At 50.8% G+C, this 19,450-nt stretch carries 13 protein-coding genes; 9 read left to right on the forward strand and 4 right to left on the reverse strand.

From position 1 onward, the window contains the following. The first annotated feature begins 227 nt into the window (after positions 1-227). The 4 genes from ACEPSU_RS01885 (at position 228) to ACEPSU_RS01900 (ending at position 6,560) form a co-directional block, all read left to right on the forward strand. Entirely contained in the window at positions 228-2,978 is a 2,751-nt protein-coding gene (locus ACEPSU_RS01885) for an HAD-IC family P-type ATPase (RefSeq protein WP_395323488.1), read from the forward strand. A 284-nt stretch (positions 2,979-3,262) separates the two neighbouring features. Then, complete coding sequence (locus tag ACEPSU_RS01890) at positions 3,263-4,681, forward strand: C69 family dipeptidase (RefSeq protein ID WP_395323490.1); 1,419 nt, start codon at positions 3,263-3,265, stop codon at positions 4,679-4,681. Positions 4,682-4,842: 161 nt separating this feature from the next. Continuing rightward, positions 4,843-5,847 (forward strand): GW dipeptide domain-containing protein, encoded by a 1,005-nt coding sequence (locus ACEPSU_RS01895; RefSeq protein ID WP_395322480.1) that lies wholly within the window; start codon positions 4,843-4,845, stop codon positions 5,845-5,847. A 101-nt stretch (positions 5,848-5,948) separates the two neighbouring features. Then, a complete protein-coding gene (locus tag ACEPSU_RS01900; RefSeq protein WP_395322482.1) occupies positions 5,949-6,560 on the forward strand; it encodes a sugar O-acetyltransferase in 612 nt (203 codons plus the stop codon). A 54-nt stretch (positions 6,561-6,614) separates the two neighbouring features. Here the strand turns inward: ACEPSU_RS01900 and ACEPSU_RS01905 are convergent, their stop codons facing one another. Then, a complete protein-coding gene (locus tag ACEPSU_RS01905; RefSeq protein WP_020088455.1) occupies positions 6,615-7,184 on the reverse strand; it encodes a sugar O-acetyltransferase in 570 nt (189 codons plus the stop codon). 560 nt (positions 7,185-7,744) lie between these two features. Here ACEPSU_RS01905 and ACEPSU_RS01910 point away from each other — a divergent pair. The 3 genes from ACEPSU_RS01910 (at position 7,745) to ACEPSU_RS01920 (ending at position 10,253) form a co-directional block, all read left to right on the forward strand. Further along, positions 7,745-8,674, forward strand: a complete 930-nt coding sequence (locus tag ACEPSU_RS01910; RefSeq protein ID WP_395322484.1) for a DMT family transporter — start codon at positions 7,745-7,747, stop codon at positions 8,672-8,674. Between the two features lie 538 nt (positions 8,675-9,212). Then, entirely contained in the window at positions 9,213-9,860 is a 648-nt protein-coding gene (locus tag ACEPSU_RS01915; protein ID WP_395322486.1) for a FusB/FusC family EF-G-binding protein, read from the forward strand. A gap of 219 nt (positions 9,861-10,079) precedes the next feature. Continuing rightward, positions 10,080-10,253, forward strand: a complete 174-nt coding sequence (locus ACEPSU_RS01920) for a hypothetical protein (protein ID WP_260338568.1) — start codon at positions 10,080-10,082, stop codon at positions 10,251-10,253. A 4-nt stretch (positions 10,254-10,257) separates the two neighbouring features. On the opposite strand, the gene ACEPSU_RS01925 is transcribed toward ACEPSU_RS01920, so the two are convergent. Both ACEPSU_RS01925 and ACEPSU_RS01930 read right to left on the reverse strand, forming a co-directional pair. Next, positions 10,258-12,273, reverse strand: a complete 2,016-nt coding sequence (locus tag ACEPSU_RS01925; RefSeq protein ID WP_395323125.1) for a heavy metal translocating P-type ATPase — start codon at positions 12,271-12,273, stop codon at positions 10,258-10,260. 137 nt (positions 12,274-12,410) lie between these two features. Further along, positions 12,411-12,860: a CopY/TcrY family copper transport repressor gene (locus ACEPSU_RS01930; protein WP_395323492.1), complete on the reverse strand. Its 450-nt coding sequence runs from the start codon at positions 12,858-12,860 to the stop codon at positions 12,411-12,413. Positions 12,861-13,075: 215 nt separating this feature from the next. Between ACEPSU_RS01930 and ACEPSU_RS01935 the strand changes: the two genes are divergently transcribed. Together ACEPSU_RS01935 and ACEPSU_RS01940 are read left to right on the forward strand one after the other, a co-directional pair. Then, a complete protein-coding gene (locus ACEPSU_RS01935; RefSeq protein ID WP_395322490.1) occupies positions 13,076-14,335 on the forward strand; it encodes a D-alanyl-D-alanine carboxypeptidase family protein in 1,260 nt (419 codons plus the stop codon). A gap of 791 nt (positions 14,336-15,126) precedes the next feature. Continuing rightward, positions 15,127-16,551 carry an MFS transporter gene (locus tag ACEPSU_RS01940; RefSeq protein WP_395322492.1) on the forward strand — a complete coding sequence of 475 codons (1,425 nt, stop codon included), beginning with the start codon at positions 15,127-15,129 and terminating at the stop codon, positions 16,549-16,551. Positions 16,552-16,869: 318 nt separating this feature from the next. On the opposite strand, the gene ACEPSU_RS01945 is transcribed toward ACEPSU_RS01940, so the two are convergent. Continuing rightward, on the reverse strand, positions 16,870-19,446 hold the full coding sequence (locus ACEPSU_RS01945) for an ABC transporter permease (protein WP_395322494.1): 2,577 nt from the start codon (positions 19,444-19,446) through the stop codon (positions 16,870-16,872). Positions 19,447-19,450: the final 4 nt, after the last annotated feature.

Below are 19,450 nucleotides of genomic sequence, written 5' to 3' on the forward strand. Positions count from 1 at the left end.
AAGCGACTGAATCGTTGCCTATTTTAATTATCACCACAACTTTTTAACCCTATATATTAAATTTGTATTGCAAACGGCTGAATGAGATGCAATTTTCATGAAAACTTGATAAAATTAACTAATCAAAAATTTAGATATGGAGGTGGACGCCTTGCACTACCGGAATATTGCATTACCGATTCCCGACCGTTAAAATTTTTCATTTTAGAAAGGATGAACCTTAATATATGGCACAAGATCCAGAAGCAACTGTAACACCAACTGAAGTAGCAGAAAGTACTGACCCCGGACCCAGCCAGGAGCCGCCACTCTGGCAGCGAACGACTGAGTCCTTACTTGCAGACTATGCCACGGATAGAGATGATGGTTTGAGTACCGGTGAGGCGCAACAACGCCTACGGACCAATGGCCCTAACGAACTGACCGTGAAGAAGCAATCCAATTTATTGCGGTTCTTAAAGCAGTTCAACAACAGTATCATCTATATTCTGGCGGGCGCCGCCTTGCTCACGTTCTTTATGCACCACTACTCCGACTCAATCGTTATCGGATTGGTGATCATCGCGAACGCTTTTATCGGTTACTTTCAGGAAAAATCTGCGGATAACGCGCTGGATCGGATCAAGGCCCTCTTAGTCAACGAAGCCGTTGTGATCCGCGATGGGCAAAAAATTAACTTGCCAGCCCGGGAGCTGGTTACCGGGGATATCGTGCAGCTTGAAGCTGGGGATACCGTTCCGGCCGATTTGCGACTGATCGATGCCGATAACCTAAAGATTCAGGAGTCCGCGTTGACCGGTGAAACTGACTCCGTCTTGAAGGGGGAAGATCCCTTAGCAGCACCGGATTTACCGTTGGCTGAACGATCGAACCAAGCGTTTGCCTCTACGGCCGTGACCAATGGTTCCGGTCGCGGGATCGTGACGGTGACCGGAGTGGATACCGAGATTGGGCACATCCAACAGAATGTGGCTGAAGTTAAGCAGCAACGGACGCCGTTGATGAAGAATTTAAACAGTCTGGGTCTGGGCCTGTCGATTGCTATTTTAGTGGTGGCGGCCTTGCTCTTCATTTTAGGGATGATCACCCACGTGTACAGCTTGCCAACCTTACTGATCGCCGTGATTACGATGGTTGTTGGGTCCATGCCAGAAGGGTTGCCCGCTAGTACGTCCGTGGTCTTAGCCATGGGAACGCAGGCGATGACCAAGCAAAACGTGATCGTCAAGACACTACCAGCCGTTGAAACGCTGGGGGCTGTCAACATCGTGAACACCGACAAGACCGGGACGCTGACGAAAAATGAAATGACCGTGACCGATGTGTTGACCGCCGCCGATACTTACACCGTATCCGGCATTGGCTACGATGCGACCGGCCAGATTGAAAACGACGAGGGCCAGACGGTGCCGTGGCAACACGACGCTGACCTCGAATGGTTGGTCCAAATTGCCGGTCAGACCTCCGATGCCGAATTCCACGAGGAAGACGGTCAGTGGGTCCTGACGGGTGAACCGACCGATGGTGCGTTGACGGCGCTCTATCATAAATTAGTGGGAACGGAACCTGACCCTCAAGAGATCGATTCGTTACCTTTCGACTCCGCGATTCGTTACTCCGCGCGGTTGGTGGACCATGATGGTCAGCGCGTGTTGCTGGTCAAAGGGGCGCCACAAACGTTGATGCGGATGATGAGCGAACAGGGTCAACCCGTCGATCAAGCAGCTTGGCAAACGCGTTTATCCCAGTTAACCCAACAGGGAAAACGGGTGGTGGCCTTGGGTTACCAACCAGTTGCCGCTGACGTGACCGACGTGGCCGACGTTACCGTTGGGCAGAACTTCCACTTAGCTGGGATGGCCGGGATCATTGATCCACCGCGTCCTGGTGTGGCTGATGCCGTGAAACAGTTACGGTACGCGGGGATCAAGGTTAAAATGATTACTGGTGACGACCCCGAAACGGCGGCCGCTATCGCGCAACAACTGAACTTGTCCGAAAAGGCACGGGCCATTACCGGACCCGAACTGGCGCAATTGAGTGATGAAGAATTGGCCGCTAAGATTGACCAATATACCGTCTTCGCCCGGACTACGCCCGCCGATAAGTTGCGGATCGTTAAGGCCCAACAGCAACGCGGTCACGTGGTCTCGATGACCGGTGATGGGGTCAACGACGCGCCCGCACTGAAGCAAGCCGACATTGGGGTGGCCATGGGGATTCGGGGAACCGATGTCGCCAAGGACTCCGCCGATATGGTGCTGGCCGATGATGATTTCACGTCGATTCTGCGGGCCGTGCGGGAAGGGCGTCACGTCTTTGATAACATTCGGAAGACGATCCGGTTCCTCCTACCGACGAGTTTCGCCGAAGGACTGATCGTGGTCTTGAGTATTCTGATGGACCAAGAATTACCGTTGTTCCCGACCCAATTGTTGTGGATCAACATGGTTTCAGCCCTGACGATTCAGTTTGCGTTCATCTTCGAACCGGCTGAAAGTGGCATTATGAAACGAGGTCCGCGAGATGTGACGCGGGGGATTTTGTCCAAGCTGGACGTCTTCGAAGTGACCTACGTGTCATTGCTGATTTCTGGACTCGGGATGTTTGCCTACGACTTCCTAACGAACCAAGGCTTATCTGCCGTAATCGGTAGTACCATGACGTTAAACGTGATCATCTTCGGGAAGGTCTTCTACCTCTTTAACTTGCAGAATGACCACCCGGTACTGTCGAAGTACTTCTTCCGGAACAAGATGAGTTTCGTGATCGTCGCGATTCTGCTGGTCTTACAGGCCGGCATTATTTACTGGCCAGCCATGCAGAGTGTGTTCCACACCACATCCGTCAACTTCTTCTACGGCTGGTGGATTCCGATTATCGCTGGGTTTGTGGTTCTGGTGGTTACCGAAATTGCAAAGGCCATTCGCCACCGCATTGACAATCAGACCGTGGCGCGTGAACAGCGTAACTTCTAAGCTACTTTGATGACTGTCGGCGGTAGAGTTTGCCCTCTCGTCAGATGTTGCCGTTACGATGAATTGCGTTAGATTTAACCAATGAAATTGAATACGAGTGCATCCCCTCCATGTCTAGGAGCGGGGTGCACTTTTTTTACAGTTTTGAGTGAAACGTCGTCACTAATTGCGTGTTATTTCAGCGCGTCTGCAGCTGGTCACCAGTTATTTCGCAAAATTTATCGAAATCCCTAGCCCTTAGCACCCGATAATCCTATACTGGTAAGCAAAGGAGGCGGAACACTGTGAAGAAAAGTTCCGATTGTACCGAGATTTTAGTGGGTAAAGCCGCCAGCATGGATGGCTCCACGATTGTAGCGCGTAACGAGGATGGCTATGGGCCAATTAATCCCATCAAGTTTGTGGTGCATCCCGCCACGGACCAAAAGCAAGCAACGTTTACGTCGGCTGTTACTGGCGTCAACGTGCCCTTGCCCGACCACGCTTACCGTTACACGGGCACTCCGCAAGCCGATCAAAGTGACGGCCAATACGAAGAAGCTGGGATCAACGAGTTTAACGTAGGGATGAGCGCGACCGAAACAACGGCGACCAATGCACGCGTCTTGGGTTACGACCCGTTAGTTAACGATGGCATCAACGAAGAGGCCATGATCACACTGGTTCTGCCGTATGTGAAGACTGCCAAGGAAGGTGCCCAACGCTTGGGCGCCTTATTGGAAAAGTACGGGACCGGCGAAAGCAACAGTATTGCCTTCAATGATAAAAATGAAATTTGGTATTTGGAAACGGCCGGGGGCCATCACTGGGCAGCCATGCGGTTACCTGAAGATAGCTATGCCATTGCGCCCAACCAAACTTTGATGCAAGAGGTCAACTTGGACGACAGCGACAACTTCTTAGTGGCGACCGACCTCGTCGACTTTGTCACTAAGTATCACTTGAATCCAACGCCAGGCACGTTTAACTTCCGCGAGATCTTCGGGACTCACGGGGAAGACGATGCTTACTACAACACGCCACGGACTTGGTATGGTCAGAAGCTGTTCAATCCGGAAGTTACGGATCAACAACCAACCGACCAAGACATGCCGTTTACGCGTCAACCAAGCAAGAAGATTGCGATTGAAGATGTTGAATTCTTCCTATCTTCTCACTACAATGGCACGCCATACGATCCATTCGGGACGTTTGCTTCCGGCTCAGCCGATGACCGGAGAAAATACCGGCCAATCGCCATGGACCGAAACCAATGCTCCTCAATCCTCCAGATCAGAAATGACGTTGACGATGACCACGCGGCCATTCAATGGATCGCCATGGGCTTCTTCGCCTACGCACCTTACGTGCCATTCTTTACCAACATCAACGACACGCCAGAAGACTACAAGAACACCACGACCGAAGTTTCCGTGGACAACGTGTACTGGTTGAACAAGACCTTATCCGTCTTGATTGAACCCCACTTCCACGAATTCGTGGAGAGCGTCAATGCCTTCCGCGAGGGTTGCCAATCTTATGGTCGGGCCCGGGTCGCTGCCACGGATGCGACGATCAATGGGGATGCCACGACCTTCCTGACCAAGAGTAATGCCGAGACCGCCGGCGAAGTTTCCAAGCGGACCCATGCGTTATTTAACGACTTGGTTAAGCAGGGCTTACTACTCTCCAAGACGGCGTGGGAAAAGGGTCAGAACCTTTAACTTATCGCCTGAAAGTTGTGACTAGCAATTATTTCTCAGTGAATTGATTCTAATTGGTTGATTATTAGCCAGATTCAAGTAGAATGGTTAGAAATGAGCTGAGAGTGAAAGAGTTTTGAGTCAGAAGAGTAAGAGTTGAGGACAGACTAGGAGGACCACACATGAAATGGATGAAGTTCGCTTTAGCCGGAAGCCTGGGATTGGCTTTGTGGGGAGCAACGACGACGGCTCAAGCCGCCAAGAAGGTGACGTTACCAGCGTATCCGCAGCACCGGGTGTTTACGTTTAAGGCTAAGGGAACCAAGGTTTACAGCTATCCCCGCGCCGCGTACGCGCACAGCAAGGTTTTGGGGACCAACCTGAGCACGAAGAAACACTGGACCGTGGATAAAGTGGTGACCGTCAATGGCAAACGCTACGTGCGGTTGGCCAACGTGACGGCCACGAAGCTGCAGCATGGCCAAGTCATGGAATCTAATGCGGTTGCGGCAACGAAGATTACCGGTGGCTACGTTGCCCTGAGTAAGCTAAAATTCCACCAGCAGATCGTTCAGATGAAGTCAATTAAGAAGACGGCCTACTGGACGCCAACGACGACCCATGATTTCTGGAACATGCCAGCGAAGACGTTGGGTATCACGGCTGCCAACCACTTTGGCAGTAGCTATGGCTACAAGACGATCTACGCTGTGCAGTCGTTGACGACCACGACCAAGAAGCACTACTTGTACTTCGAAACGGCCGCGGGCAAGGCCATTGGCTGGTTACCGACTAGCGCCGTTGTTAAGGGAACTTACCCAGACAACATGAAGCACGAGATGAGCCGTGATGGTTTGACAGCGGCAGCGACCAAGAAGGTGGCCACGCTCGATAAGAGTGGTCACATCAAGATTGGTATCGCCACGGCGAACAATCAGATTCAGCGGGTCGTCATGCTGAAGCAAAACAGCCAGACCATGACTTACGAGTATGAGAACGGTAAGGCCGTTCGCAAGATTACACGGAGTGCCACGGGTAAGCTGTTATCCAGCAAAGCCATCACGCCAGTGGCTACTTTGAAGTTTAAGTTAGTTGCGACGTTTGATCTTCAGGGGCAAACTTACCAGGGGACCATTTCACCTCAAGGTAAGATCGATATTCCGGTTTATCTCGGGTGGATCGCATAATTTAAAAACTAAGATTAAGGGGTCATCCAGAGCATTCTGGGTGACCCTTTTGATTTTGAGGCTTAGTTTTAAGTGTTAAGCTAAGGGTGAGGTGAAGGTTAATGGCAAAATCTGAAATTGAAAAGTTGGATGCAGGCGAGCCTTACCATTTTCTCGATAAGGCGGTCGCTGAACGGAAGGCGCGGGCAGCTGAACTCTGTCAGGAATTCAACAGCATTCCAGCAACTGACCCGGCAGCCCAGACCGCCAAGATCAAGGAAATCCTGGGTAGCCATGGGAAACGCGTCTCGGTTCAGGCCACATTCAATTGCGACAATGGCCGCAACATTCACGTGGGCGAGGACTTTCTGAGTAACTATAATCTGACAATTCTGGACATTGCGCCAGTGACTATCGGTCGCAACGTGATGATTGGCCCCAACGTGGATATCTATACCGTTAATCATCCACTAGCGGCGACCGATCGTCGAAGCCACACGGCTCAGGCCAGCCCAGTAACCCTTGGCGATGACGTCTGGATTGGTGGCAAGGTGGCCGTCATGCCCGGTGTCACGATTGGGAGCAATGTGGTTGTTGCTGCCGGGGCGATTGTGACGAAGGATGTGCCGGACAACGTCTTAGTTGGTGGTGTGCCAGCTCAGGTAATCAAACGCCTGCCGCCCATTGGCGCTTCGCAGGCTAAGCGGGACGATGTGGCCCGACTACTACGTTAATTTTGATAAAAATAGGGACTGGCCGATTGGCTAGTCCCTTTCGCATGAGCTAATTTAGTTTTCAGTTGGAACGTTTTCACGAATAACGCGGGCGGGGCTTCCGGCTAAGACAACGTTATCGCCGAAGGATTTCGTGACGGTGGAGTTGGCGCCGACGACGACATTGTTTCCTAACGTCACGCCAGGCAAGATGACGGAACCGCCACCGATCCAGACGTGGTCGCCAATCGTCACGGGCTTGCCGAGACCAACGAAAGCATCGCGGCCGGCTGGGTCCAAGGGGTGATAAGCGGAGTAAATCTGAACGTGGGGTGCGATCATACAATGGTCGCCGATGGTGACGGGAGCGACGTCCAGGATAACACAGTCGTAGTTGCACATGAAGGCGTCACCGACGTGGATGTTATAACCAAAGTCGCAGCGGAAGTTAGGTTGTACCCAGGGCGTCTTGCCAACGGAACCGAAGAGCTGCCGAATAACATGTTCCTTCTCGGTAGCGGCCGTGTCATCTAGTTCGTTCATGATCTTACAGAGTCGCCGGGCTTTGGTCTCCTCAGCTGCAAGCTCGGGGTCCATGATGTTGTAGGGCTCGCCCGCCATAAACTTTTCTTTTTCGGTTTTCATAGGATATAGCCTCCAGGTCTTTTCGATTATTGTAGCATAAATAAGAATATTTGTACGGATTAATTGCAAACGCTAACATTTATCTGGTAAGTAGAATTGTCCGCCGTTAAAAATATCTAGGTAGCGGATGATTATTGGGCGTAGTAGTGGTGGGATTTAATTTCTTCGCTAAGCTAACTGGGACCTTTGACGGGGTGTTCTATGGCGAGATGGCATACAATAATCGTCAAAGCTGCGGAGAAGCTTGTCCTCCGGAGTTTGTGCTCAGCTAAAAATATAAAACGGATAATGTCGGGCGGCTACCATCATGGTCAATGCTGATAACTATTCGTGGCTGGGTCAGCGAGGCTTCCGCGAAGGCGGGGGCCTTTTTAGTCAGTTTCTAATAGGACTGTTAGAGTGAAGCGATTCCAAATTATAATCGTGTGAGTAAACGTACTTTCCTTAGAGGTCCTGCAAAACCCTTTGCTATAATGGGCAGTGGACGATTAATTTTACGTGAATAAGAGGGATTAGGGAATGTTTAATTTAAATTCAGTTACTAACGGGAAGTGGCCACGATGAATCGTCAACATCATTTACGCGGCGTGCTTTTGGCCAGTGTAGCGTGTATCCTCTGGGGAATCTCAGGGGTAGCGGCCAGCAGTTTGTTTATGCTGAACCCTCACATCACTGCTCTATGGCTGACTCAAGTCAGAATGATCTCGGCCGGGATGATTCTGCTAGTCTTCGGTCAGTTTGCTGGGGTAAAGCCGTTTGCCATCTGGCGTCAACGGGCGACAGCCTTACGAGTGGTCAGCTATGGCTTACTGGGGTTGGTGCCGGTCCAGCTCTGTTACTTTGAGGCCGTGAAGTTTGGAAACGCACCGATTGCGACCATCATCCAGTATCTGGGACCGTTCATCATCAGTATCTATTTTCTTCTATTTAAACACGTCACGCCAACGCGGCCGGAAGCTTTGGGGATGATCATGGCCTTCTTCGGGACGTTATTGATTGTGACCCACGGCCATTTGAATAGTTTGGCTATTTCGCCAGTCGTCTTGTTCTGGGGCGGGTTATCCGCCATCGGAGTGGCGACGAACACGTTACTGCCACGGCCCTTATTGCCCAAATTTGGCGCGGTTTCCGTGACCGGGTGGGGACTGCTAGTTGCGGGTATTTGTCTGAACGTCTTTGGCCCGGTCTGGCATGATCACGTGACCTTGACCGGGACGGAGGTTGCCCTGATCCTAGTGATCATCATTCTGGGGACGGTGATTCCGTTCTTGATGTTTGCTCACGCGCTGGGCTACATTCTACCGACGACGGCCAGCTTGCTGGATGCCTTCGAACCACTGGCGGCAACAGTCTTCTCCGTGGCGTTCCTCAACGTTCAGCTGACCAACTACGACTTGTTTGGCGGGGTGCTGATTATCCTCGCGGTCATGGCGCTGTCCTTAAATGGCCGGAAGATGATCAACTTCCTCCGCAGTTTCCGGACTGAGTAACTTAACATCGAGACTATCAGTTGTCGCCTGTGGCGGTCAGGACTCCGCCTGCTGTGGGGACCGCCTGCAGCCCCAAAATGGGCTTCCGGCTCGGTTTGAAACCTCACGAAGTTCATGTGAGTTTCCAAACGCGTCCCACGGTGTAACCCCGGGAAGGTCCAATCGCCCGGGATAACACCGTCGTCACAGCTGTCTGCGTCCTGACCGCCTTCGGCTAGTTGCTACTCTTGACTTTAAGTTGAGGTAAGGGATTTTTGAAATTTTAAAAAGTGGGTCACGCAGAGGATATTGCGTGGCCTTTTATGATGCGGAAATTGACAGGTTGGAGCTGATTGCGAAAACAGATGAAAATGAATCTTGCTTTTCCACAACGGGTTCGGTATACTTATGAACAATTCAGCTAAATTGCTGAATACAAGGAGATGATCGACGATGATGGCATCGTTATTTGTACGGAAGAGTGCTGGCTGTTAGCGACACTTTTCTGCAAAACCTTTCAGAGAAGTGTCTGGTTTAAATCTGGAAGGAAGAAATAGTTATGGAACCAACAATCACCGCTTACGAATATAGTTATATCACCCAGCAAGTCAACGCCCTCGTCAGTGCCTACCTGTCCGTTAATGACAAACGTATGCGCCGAGTCGTCCGCGATACCACGATTGAGAATATCGCGAGTCACTTGCCGGTGGATGAGCCCATCGCGCAAGACTTTTTACAGCAACTACAGCCCGATCGCTTAACGCGTGAGGCCGCAGCTAAACTACTACCGACCATCGAGCCGCTGGTAGTGCCGTTCCCAAGTCTGAGCCAGAAACAATTGGGTAAGCTATTCCGTAAGGTGAAAAAGTTAAAGCAACCGGAATGGGCTGGTGTTGATTTACACGAACTGACCTATCTCGGTTGGAATGATGGGGGCAGCCAGAAAAAGTATCTGGTAGCGCCGTATCAGGACCGACTCATTGGGATTCAGGGAGACATGGGCCCCAAGACCGTTAAAGGCGTCTGTGCCATTTGCCAAACGATTGGCAATGTTTCCCTGTTCGTCTCAACGACCAAGAAGTCTGGTCTGGGAACCTTCACGCGAAATGGTAATTACATCTGCCGCGACAGCGCCCAGTGTAACCGCCAACTGATCGACCCACAACCACTCGCTGATTTCCTAGAAATCGTGCGACCGAAACGCTAAATGTTAACTTTCGAGGGGACTGCCAATGGTGGTCCTCTTTTAAATTAAAAAGTACCGCAATTCCCAGTGCTTAGGGAATTGCGGTACTTGATGTTGGTTTAAATGTTGAAAGTAACCAATGATATTGTATAAGAAATTTGATGACCTATTCAGACTGAGTGACTCTGGAGTTAAACGGCCAAGATGATAAAAATCAATCTTAGTCGGAGGTAGCTAGGGATGGAGCCGGCCGTGGAGGTGGTGTTAACTGGCGTTTCTTGCCAGTTTACAGCACGGGCGATCTTGAAGACACGTGATTCTTCGTGGCTTCAAGTCGAGTTGGAAGCCCGTTTCTCAGGCTGGAACGTCCCCACAGCGGCGGAATCCCTGGCTACCGCAGACGATCATGACTAACCATCTAAGCGACCGTTTTAATCTTGAGAGTCATGGCGTTGATGGCGACGATGATCGTACTCAATGACATCACAACCGCCCCCGCCATTGGGTTCAGCAGGAAACCAATTGGTGCCAACACGCCGGCTGCCAGTGGAATGGCAATCAGGTTGTAGCCAGCTCCCCACCACAGGTTTTCAGTCATCTTACGGTGGGTTGCCCGTGCCAAGTCTAAGAACTGAATGACATCGGCGGGATCACTGGAAACCAGGATGATATCAGCGGATTCAATTGCCACGTCGGTTCCGGAACCAATGGCGATCCCAATATCAGCGCGAGCCAGACTAGGTGCATCGTTGACGCCATCCCCAATGAAGAGGACCTTGCCATCCTTTTGATACTGTTGGACCAGTCGTTCCTTATCCTCTGGTAGCAGGCGGGCCTGGACGTCGTCGATCCCAACGGAGGCCGCAACCTTGGTGGCCGTTTCCTGATTATCACCGGTCAACATAACTGGTGTGATTCCTTGCTGCTTCAGCGAAGCCACCAGAGTTGCGGCGGCTGGCTTGATCTGATCACCCTGTGCGACTAAGCCGAGAACGACATCGCCAGCAACCAAGTAGCTGATGGAGTTACCTTCGGCGGCAAATTTCGTAAATTGTTCATGGTCGTAGTCGAGGTGATGTTGGTCGAGGTAGTTCACGGAGACGACGCCATAGGTGGTATCGGCAATCGTTCCAAATTGCCCCATGCCAGTTTCTTGGCGGGTATCGGTCGCAGCAGCGAAGGTCAGATCCTTACCCTTAGCGGCAGTTAAGATCCCGGTAGCGAGCGGGTGACTTGAACCCTTTTCCAGGCTGGCCATCAGGCTCAAAACATCGTCCTCACTGTGTTGAGCATCGAAGCTGACCAAGTGGTTGACCTTGAATTCACCCATTGTCAGCGTTCCAGTCTTGTCCATTAGAGCAAACTTAATTTTCTTCACTTGTTCCATAGCGTTTCGGTTACGAATCAACAGGCCATTTTGTGCGGCCAAGGCAGTACTCCGTGAAACAACCAGAGGTACAGCCAAGCCCAGTGCGTGGGGGCAGGCGATGACGAAGACGGCGACAGCAACTGGCAGAGCAACCGCTAAGTCAGCGACGGTCAGCCAAACAATGAAGGCGAGAATCCCGGCAAAGAGGGCAGCGTAGAAGAGCCAACCGGCCACGCGGTCCGCAAGATTCTCGGACTTGGACTTGGAATTCTGAGCGTCCTTGATGAGTTTCATCACTTGAGCCAGGTAGCCGGAGTCCCCGGTCCCTGTGACCTTGGCCGTGATCGTTCCGGTGCCGTTGACGGACCCGCCGATAACGCGGTCGCCGATGGTCTTACGGATAGCTTTAGATTCACCGGTTACCAGTGATTCATTGATGTCCGAGCTACCATCTAAGATTAAAGCATCGGCTGGTACCTGTTCACCGGCGCGAATCGCCACCGTTTGCCCAACTTGCAAGTCGCTCAGTTGGACGTCAGTCGTGTTACCTTGGTTGTCGACGATGTGCGCATCCTGTGGCAAAAGTTTGCCAAGCGCCTCAACGGCGGAACCAGCATTCATGACCGTATTCATTTCAATCCAGTGACCCAACAGCATGATGACGATCAACGTGGAGAGTTCCCAGAAGAAGTTATTGACGGTCGGTGTTACGTGAAAGAGGTTGTTAGCGATGACGGCGTAGATACTATAGATGTAGGCCACGCCGACCCCCATGCTAATCAGGGTCATCATGGCAGGACGCTTCATCTGAATCTCGGCCTTGGCACCGCTGAAGAAGGGTGCGCCACCGTAGAAGAAGAGGACCGTGCCAAGAATGGCGACGACCCAATCGCTACCCGGAAAAATCCATTGGAAGGGCAACGTCATCCCCATCATCGGGGACATCAGGATCACGGGAATCGTGAGAATCAGGGAGACCCAGAACTTGCGTTTCAGATTGCCCATGTGCATCATGTGCCCGTCGCCCATGTCCATATCCATATGACTCATATCCATATTGCTCATGTCTTGATGATCGTGGCCGGGGCCCATCGTCATGCCAGCCATGTCATGATGAGACATCTGACTGTGATCCATGCCCTTCATGTCATGGTCCATATTCATGTGGGTCATCCCCAAGTGTCGTTCATTTTCTTTCATCATTAACAACTCCCTTTGTAACCATCTGGCAGGCAGTCACACGCAATCATGGTGGGTGCTGTGGTCAGTTTCTCTTGCAAATGCGTAATTAATTCTTGGATATCTGCTTGGCTCAATTCAGTCTGATCAATGGCGTGGACGAAGGCTTGGCCTCGACACATCGCGCACATCTGATCGAGTTGCCCGGTGAGTGCCGCATCCATGGCGGTCTGCTCCGGGATGAGCGGGGTGTAAATAAATTGCCGCCCATTCTTCGTGGTGGCGAGTGCCCCCTTCTTGACGAGTCGGCCAATCAAGGTTTTAATAGTTGCGGCTTTCCAGTCGTGTTGCTGACTGACTAAGTCGATAATGGTGTGGCTGTCGGCTTCATCCAGCGTCCAGACGATGCGCATCACACACCACTCGGCGTTGGTAATGGTTTCGGTAACTTCGGTATTTTCGGTAATTGCCATGATGAGTCACTCCTTTGTTTACGGTTGTAGTTTTAATTGATGGTTAGAGTTTACATCTGTAAACGCAAAGTGTCAAGAACGAAGTTTCTATTCGATTACAAATTCACTAATAAGTAATTAAAATTTGTGGAAGTTTCCCAATAATCGTGGTGTTAGCGCCGAGACTTTGTATAATTGAAAGATAAGTTTAGTTCACGAAGGGAGCTTATTTACCTGTGGTTCTTTTAAAACGCTGGTTACGCGTCATTGCGATCATCGGCCTGATTGCCACTATCTTGGCGCCGACAACGGCCCAAGCGGCAAGTAAGACGGTCAGTAAGGTACCGGCGCGCGCCGCTTACGTCATGGATGCCAACAGTGGCCAAGTTCTTTACCAGCAAAATGCTGATAAACGGTACCCAATTGCCTCATTATCTAAATTATTAACGGTTTACCTCACCGTCAAAGCAATTAATGAAGGAAAACTCAGCTGGGATGAAGAGGTTACGATGCCGTCAAATCTTTTGAAATTAAGTCATAGTTACGCTTATTCCTCGTTACAGATGAAGGCGGGAGAAAAATTCACGGTCAAGCAACTAGTTGCTGCGGCGATGATTGCTTCATCTAATAGTGCGGCTACGGAATTGGGCGAGATCGTCGCTGGCAACAATGCGAAGTTTATCGCGCTGATGAATCAGCAGAGTGAGGACTGGGGGCTAGAGGCCCACTTTATCAGTTCATCCGGACTGGATAACTCTGATCTTAAGGATTTCGACCTCGTGTTGCCCGATACCGGGAAGAATGAACAGAACCTGGTTTCCGCCAAGGCTATCACGAAGGTCGCTCAGCAATTGTTGAAGGCGGACCCGGACATCACCAAGATTGCCAGTCAAACGGAGGCTAGCATCAATGGGACGAAGATCTTCAATGAAAACAGTTGTCTGCCCGGGAAGTCTCAGTATAAGAAGGACAGTGGCATCGATGGTCTGAAGACCGGGTATACTGAAAATGCCAAGCTATGCTTTACGGCGACCTATACAGTTAATGGGCAACGCATGGTGGCAACGATTCTGGGTGGGGACACGACGTTCTCGGCTATGAATAAGCTAATCAAGCAACTAAAGCAGAAGTATAGTTTAGAGACGACCCCCTTGACCGCGCAACGGATTGCGTTGGCCAATGGTCTAGCCACGACTGTAACGGCGACACCAATGGCTTCACAGGCCGGTGTCTGGTATCAGGACAAGACGACCAGTTTAGAAACGAAAGTTGAGACCAAATTGACGCCGGCGCAGCTGAGTTCGGGAACGGTCAATGTTGGTGATCCGGTGGCTCAGGCCACGGTCACCGATACGCAGACCGGGACCGCCCAACAGATTACGTATCGCGCCGACCAAACGGCGACTTTATTTGCTGAGCGGGTCGTGTTCACGGCGAAGTCAACGACCGATCAACTGCTGACGGCGTTGAAGCAACCGGTGGCAAGTTTGTTTTAACGGTTAAACCAACTCAATATGATCAAGTGGAATCGGGACGGTTGTCGCGGTTCTTTTTTGATGGCGTTACTTATAGGAAGAAAAAATATTGTTATTTAACCTGTTAATGGTATTTAGCGGGTCATTGAACGGTCTGATTTATTCCAGAGACGCAGAATTCATCCGGACCACTTTATGATGAAATTCATGGGAGAGATATGGCGGATTTTCAGAAAAGATGGACTACTTTTTCCCAAAAAACTGTGAATAGAGCGGATAGGACGTCAGGGTTGTTAGAGAAGCTTCAACGATAATGCAGAAGTTACTAGAACTGACGGTCAATCTGGGTTCATCCGACTGTGGACTAGTCGGTAGCTAAGTGCTAGGGGGAGACGGTTAGTAGCCATTCCGAATTTTGAAGTGGTGATTACGACCTAAAAGATGTCATAGCCGGTCGATTTAAGGCTTAGGTGGTATATCAGAAAGAAAATCCGGGCGAATCTTGGATTTTAGTGAAAGCGGAAACATTTTTATTTTGAAATTTATCACAAGTGTATACATCATGATAAACGTTGATGTAGCAGTATATGAAGGCACATGAACTGGTGGTGAATCGACTGCCAATTCACATAATTTTTTTAATTTGTGCTTGAAAGCGATTTCTACACGTGGTACGCTGAACCTAACTTGTATATTAGTTATACAAGAAGAGCGTTATCGTAAAAACCCTAGCTAGGATTACCACAGCGTTCAGTTAAGCCCTTATTTCGCACGTTTAGACTATATATAATTTTTAGGAAGTGTCAGGAAAATTGGATAAAACACAAAAAACGGTTACCATCGATGCCGCGCCTTTCAATATGAAAGACCGTATCGGTTATATGTTTGGTGATATTGGGAATAACTTCTCATTTAACGTTATCAACTCGTTCTTAATGATTTTCTACACCAACGTCCTCGGTTTAACTGGGGCTCAAGTTGGTATCTTGTTCTTGACTGCTCGGTTCGTCGATGCCTTTGCTGATATCATGGTTGGGCGATTCGTCGATAACAGTAAGTTACATAAGAGTGGCCGGTTCCAGCCTTGGATGAACCGGATGAAGTACCCATTGATGATTGCCTTCATCTTGACATTCGTGCCAATCGTTAAGGATTGGGCAATGCCAGCACGTTTGGCTTACGTCTTCATCACGTACTTGTCATGGGGGATCTTCTACTCCTCAGTTAACATCCCTTATGGGTCCATGGCTTCTGCAATTAGTGGGGATCCTAACGATAAGACTTCACTGTCGACGTTCCGTGCCATCGGTTCTGCCGTTGGTAGTGCGCTGACTAGTTACGTCTTACCACTGATTATTTACGTTGGGGCTTCCCAAAAGATTTCTGGGAACCGCTTCTTCTGGGTCGTTGTTGGCTGTGCCTTCATCGCTTGGGCTTGCTACACGTTAACGACTGCTTTAACGACTGAACGTGTGCGGACTGAAAAGTCTGAAAAGGTGCCATTAGCACGTTTGGTTAAGGGCTTGTTTGAAAACAAGGCTTTGATTGTCTTAGTTCTTGTTGATATCTTAATCGTTATCAACCAAAACTTATCAGGGACGTTGTTAACGTACCTGTTCAACGACTACTTCAAGGATACGAAGGCCTTGAGTATCGCGTTGGTCTTCAACTTTGCGACAGTTATTCTGTTAGCCCCATTCAGTAACTGGATGACGCGGACGTTTGGTCGTAAGGAATGTTCTATTGTTGCCTTGTTCATCGGTGCCGCAATTTACGGGGCCTTAATGATGATCCGGACACAAAGCGCCGGGTTCTACCTGGTAATGTTGTTCTTCGGTTCCTTAGGTGCCGGGGTCTTCAACCTGATGGTTTGGGCCTTCATCACCGATGTTATCGATAATCACGAAGTCTTGACGGGTGTCCGTGAAGATGGTGTGGTTTATGGTGTTAACTCGTTTGCTCGTAAGGTTGCCCAAGCTATCGCCGGTGGTTTCGGTGGGTTCATGTTGACCTTCATCGGTTACAAGTCCTCTACTGGTGGTGGTGCACAACAGACCACGACCGTTGTTAACCACATCTACACGTTAGCGACTGGGGTACCAACCTTCTGTCTGTTACTGGCCGGCTTGGTCTTACTGTTCTTCTACCCATTGAGTAAGAAGCGCGTGAACGCTAACGCTGCCAAATTAGCTGAAATTCACTCTGAAAACGCTGAAGAGGAAGAAGAAGCTAAGTAAACAGATCGGTTTAAAAAAGTAAATTAATCTAAAAGAGTCGTGCTCGTCATTCAGTTTTGAATGGTGAGCACGACTTTTTCTGTGATTGGAATTTTTGTGAGTTGTGATGCTAGTTGCATAGAAGTAAAACTAGTCGGAGGATTGGGAAGTAGAGACGGGGGGACTAACAAGCATAGCCGCAGGCGGGCAGAATGTAGCCAGCCGTGACGTAGGACGGGCGCTTGGTTCTTCCCGTGCTTATACCATGGGACGGTCCCCACAGCAGGCGGAATTCTGGACTCCGCAGGCGACTAGGCTACCAGTTTAGGAAGAGCTTAGTTAGTCCACTGACTTCAAAGCATCTAGCATGTTGATGTGCTTCAGCTTACGGTGCATCAGCCACATCACCAGCAAGCTAAAGGCCAGTGTCAGCAGTGCCGAGTACCCGTAACTCACGGGATGAATGTCCGGCGAGAACATCAGGCTGTCGGTCTCCGCCGTATTCAGAATGTAGCTGTGGAGCCAGTCGCCCATGAAGCAGCCAAAGAAGATGCCCATGACCGTTAGAATCAGATTTTCTCTGAAGATGTACATCGTGACCTCGCTGTCGTAGAAGCCCAACACTTTAATTGTCGAGAGCTCCCGAATCCGTTCAGAAACGTTGATGTTAGTCAGATTGTAGAGAACGACCAGCGCCAATGCCCCAGCAGCGACCACGAAGATGACGACGACCAGGTCCATCGTATCCAACATCTGGAAGTTGTTTTTCTTCTCGGTGCTCAGTAGGCTAACGTTGAGCATCCCCTTGGTCTTCAGGAGGTCACTAGCAAATTGGTTCTGAGCTGTTTGCCCGTGATGCTTGAACTGAACCAGATTGCCGTTGTAGACGGGGTGTTGCCCGAAAATGTGGTGATAAGCTTGTGGCGACAGATAAATGAAGTGGTTGACGTAGTTCTCTGCGATAGCCGCTACTCGAATGTGCTTGATGGCGTGATCGCCCAGCTTGACCGGCAGTTGGTCACCGACCTTGACGTTGTAGAGCTTGGCCAACTTTTCATCGATGATGGCGCCTTGGCCATTGAGTGTGTAAGCGTGGTGACTCTGGCGGTTACGCAGGACGACGAACTTCTTCAGTTGTTGTGGCCGTTGGGGGACACTCAACGTGGCCGTTTGGTTAGCGACGCCCGCACGTTCCACGGTCACTTGTGATTGCTTGAGGACTAGGTCGTTCTTGTATAACGATTGGCGGTGCAGGGCGCGGCGTTGCTGGGTCGTTTGGGTGCCGTTACGCACGACGATGGCGTCGTAGTGCCAGAGTTGATTGAACTGTTTAACGCTGATGTCGCCAATGGAATCCTTTAAACCAAAGCCGGTGATCATCATCGCCATGCAGCCAGCAATGCCCAGCACCGTCATCAGCAGGCGTTGTTTATAACGAAAGAGATTTCGTAGCGTGACCTTATGATTGAAACTCAAACGTCGCCAGAAGCCGTGCCAATGTTCCAGCCACAGGGTCTTGCCGGCCTTGGGCGCCTTGGGTTGCATCAACGTGGCGGGGGTGCTGTGGAGGTCAACGCGCAGAACGATGGCGGCACTCCCCATGGTGCAGGCCAGCGCGATGACTAGTGCAATCAGGATGTCCGCCCAGAGGTACTGAACGTTGATGGCGGGGAGATTGTACATGCTGCCATAGGCTTGCGCGATGAACCGAGGGAAGAAATTGACCCCGAAGCCTACGCCCAGGAGTGTTCCCAGTAGGCTGGCTAGTCCACCATAGAGCATAAACTCGCTACCAATGGCGAGATTGCTGTAGCCGAGGGCTTTGAGCGTCCCCATTTGAATCCGCAGTTCAGTAACCATTCGCGTCATGGTCGTTAGGCAGATCAGCGCGGCGATGGCAATGAAGAAGAGTGGAAAGACCGTGGACAGGGCCACGACCCGCTGCGTATTCTCGTGGTATTCGCTGTAACCGGGATTAGCGGATCGACCGGTGTAGAAATAGGTGGGCTGGCCAATCGCAGCAATCTTTGCCTGCGCCTGCTTGATCTGCGCCTGAGCTTTGATCAGGATTGGCGAGTTGGCTGGGAGTTGTTGGCTTAGCTGACTGACCCGCCGGACCTGTGGCGCCAACTGTGCGCGGGCCTGTCGCTGAAGCTGGGCTTGGCGTTTCGCTGCTTGGGGTTTGAGCCAGGATTTTAGTTTCGCCGTGTTGACCCGTTGACGGTGCTTGTACGTTGCGGAGTAGGGGGCAACGGCCGCAAGGTTCTTGAACTGAACGTCGATGCGACTGGCGACCTTCTGTGTTAGCGTCCCCGGTTTGACCAGGGCGAAATAGTCCAGCGTGCCCTTGCCAACGGTCGTAACGCCCCGAGTCGTCTTCTCGATGTAGCGGGGTGAGTTAACGAAGCCAACGATCGTAAACGTCCGCCGGTTAAAGGACTTGTTCAACTTAGTGGTAGTGGCGATCTTGTAAGTCGCCCCTAATTTTAAATGGGGCTGGAGGGTTCGGGCCTGCTGGTCAAGGACGATCTCGTTGGCCTTGTGCGGCAGGTGACCGCTGACCATCGTTAGCCGGTTGACCCGTTGCTTGGCGGGCACCTCGGCCACCCGGACGGTTTGATTGTTATTGAGCTGATTGATGTCGAGGTACTTCACGGCCTGGTAGGCAATCTGGCTGCGGTGCTGGTGTAAGACGGCCAAATCTTGTTTGGTGAGACCAGCCGTGGACTGGACACTGTTCGTCGCTAGTTTTTGGGTGGCGTAGTAGTCATCGGCGGCCTGCAGCATGTCCGGCCCGGTCGCTCGGATACCGGTATAGAAGGCGACACCGAGAAAGATGATCAACATAATCGAGAGAAAACGCGCCTTGGAGCGACCAATCTCTCGGAACATGGCTTTGACATAACTTTTTGTCATAGCG

Origin of the sequence: Levilactobacillus parabrevis, from assembly GCF_044051715.1 — a bacterium.
Taxonomy (GTDB): Bacteria; Bacillota; Bacilli; order Lactobacillales; family Lactobacillaceae; genus Levilactobacillus; species Levilactobacillus parabrevis.

Bases quoted from the DNA above. Each gene is read 5' to 3' on its own strand.
- ACEPSU_RS01900 (WP_395322482.1), top strand. From the start codon at position 5,949: ATGGCAAAATCTGAAATTGAAAAGTTGGATGCAGGCGAGCCTTACCAT.
- ACEPSU_RS01945 (WP_395322494.1), bottom strand. From the start codon at position 19,446: ATGACAAAAAGTTATGTCAAAGCCATGTTCCGAGAGATTGGTCGCTCC.
- ACEPSU_RS01885 (WP_395323488.1), top strand. From the start codon at position 228: ATGGCACAAGATCCAGAAGCAACTGTAACACCAACTGAAGTAGCAGAA.
- ACEPSU_RS01925 (WP_395323125.1), bottom strand. From the start codon at position 12,273: ATGAGCAATATGGATATGAGTCATATGGATATGGACATGGGCGACGGG.
- ACEPSU_RS01895 (WP_395322480.1), top strand. From the start codon at position 4,843: ATGAAATGGATGAAGTTCGCTTTAGCCGGAAGCCTGGGATTGGCTTTG.
- ACEPSU_RS01930 (WP_395323492.1), bottom strand. From the start codon at position 12,860: ATGGCAATTACCGAAAATACCGAAGTTACCGAAACCATTACCAACGCC.
- ACEPSU_RS01915 (WP_395322486.1), top strand. From the start codon at position 9,213: ATGGAACCAACAATCACCGCTTACGAATATAGTTATATCACCCAGCAA.
- ACEPSU_RS01905 (WP_020088455.1), bottom strand. From the start codon at position 7,184: ATGAAAACCGAAAAAGAAAAGTTTATGGCGGGCGAGCCCTACAACATC.
- ACEPSU_RS01910 (WP_395322484.1), top strand. From the start codon at position 7,745: ATGAATCGTCAACATCATTTACGCGGCGTGCTTTTGGCCAGTGTAGCG.
- ACEPSU_RS01920 (WP_260338568.1), top strand. From the start codon at position 10,080: ATGGAGCCGGCCGTGGAGGTGGTGTTAACTGGCGTTTCTTGCCAGTTT.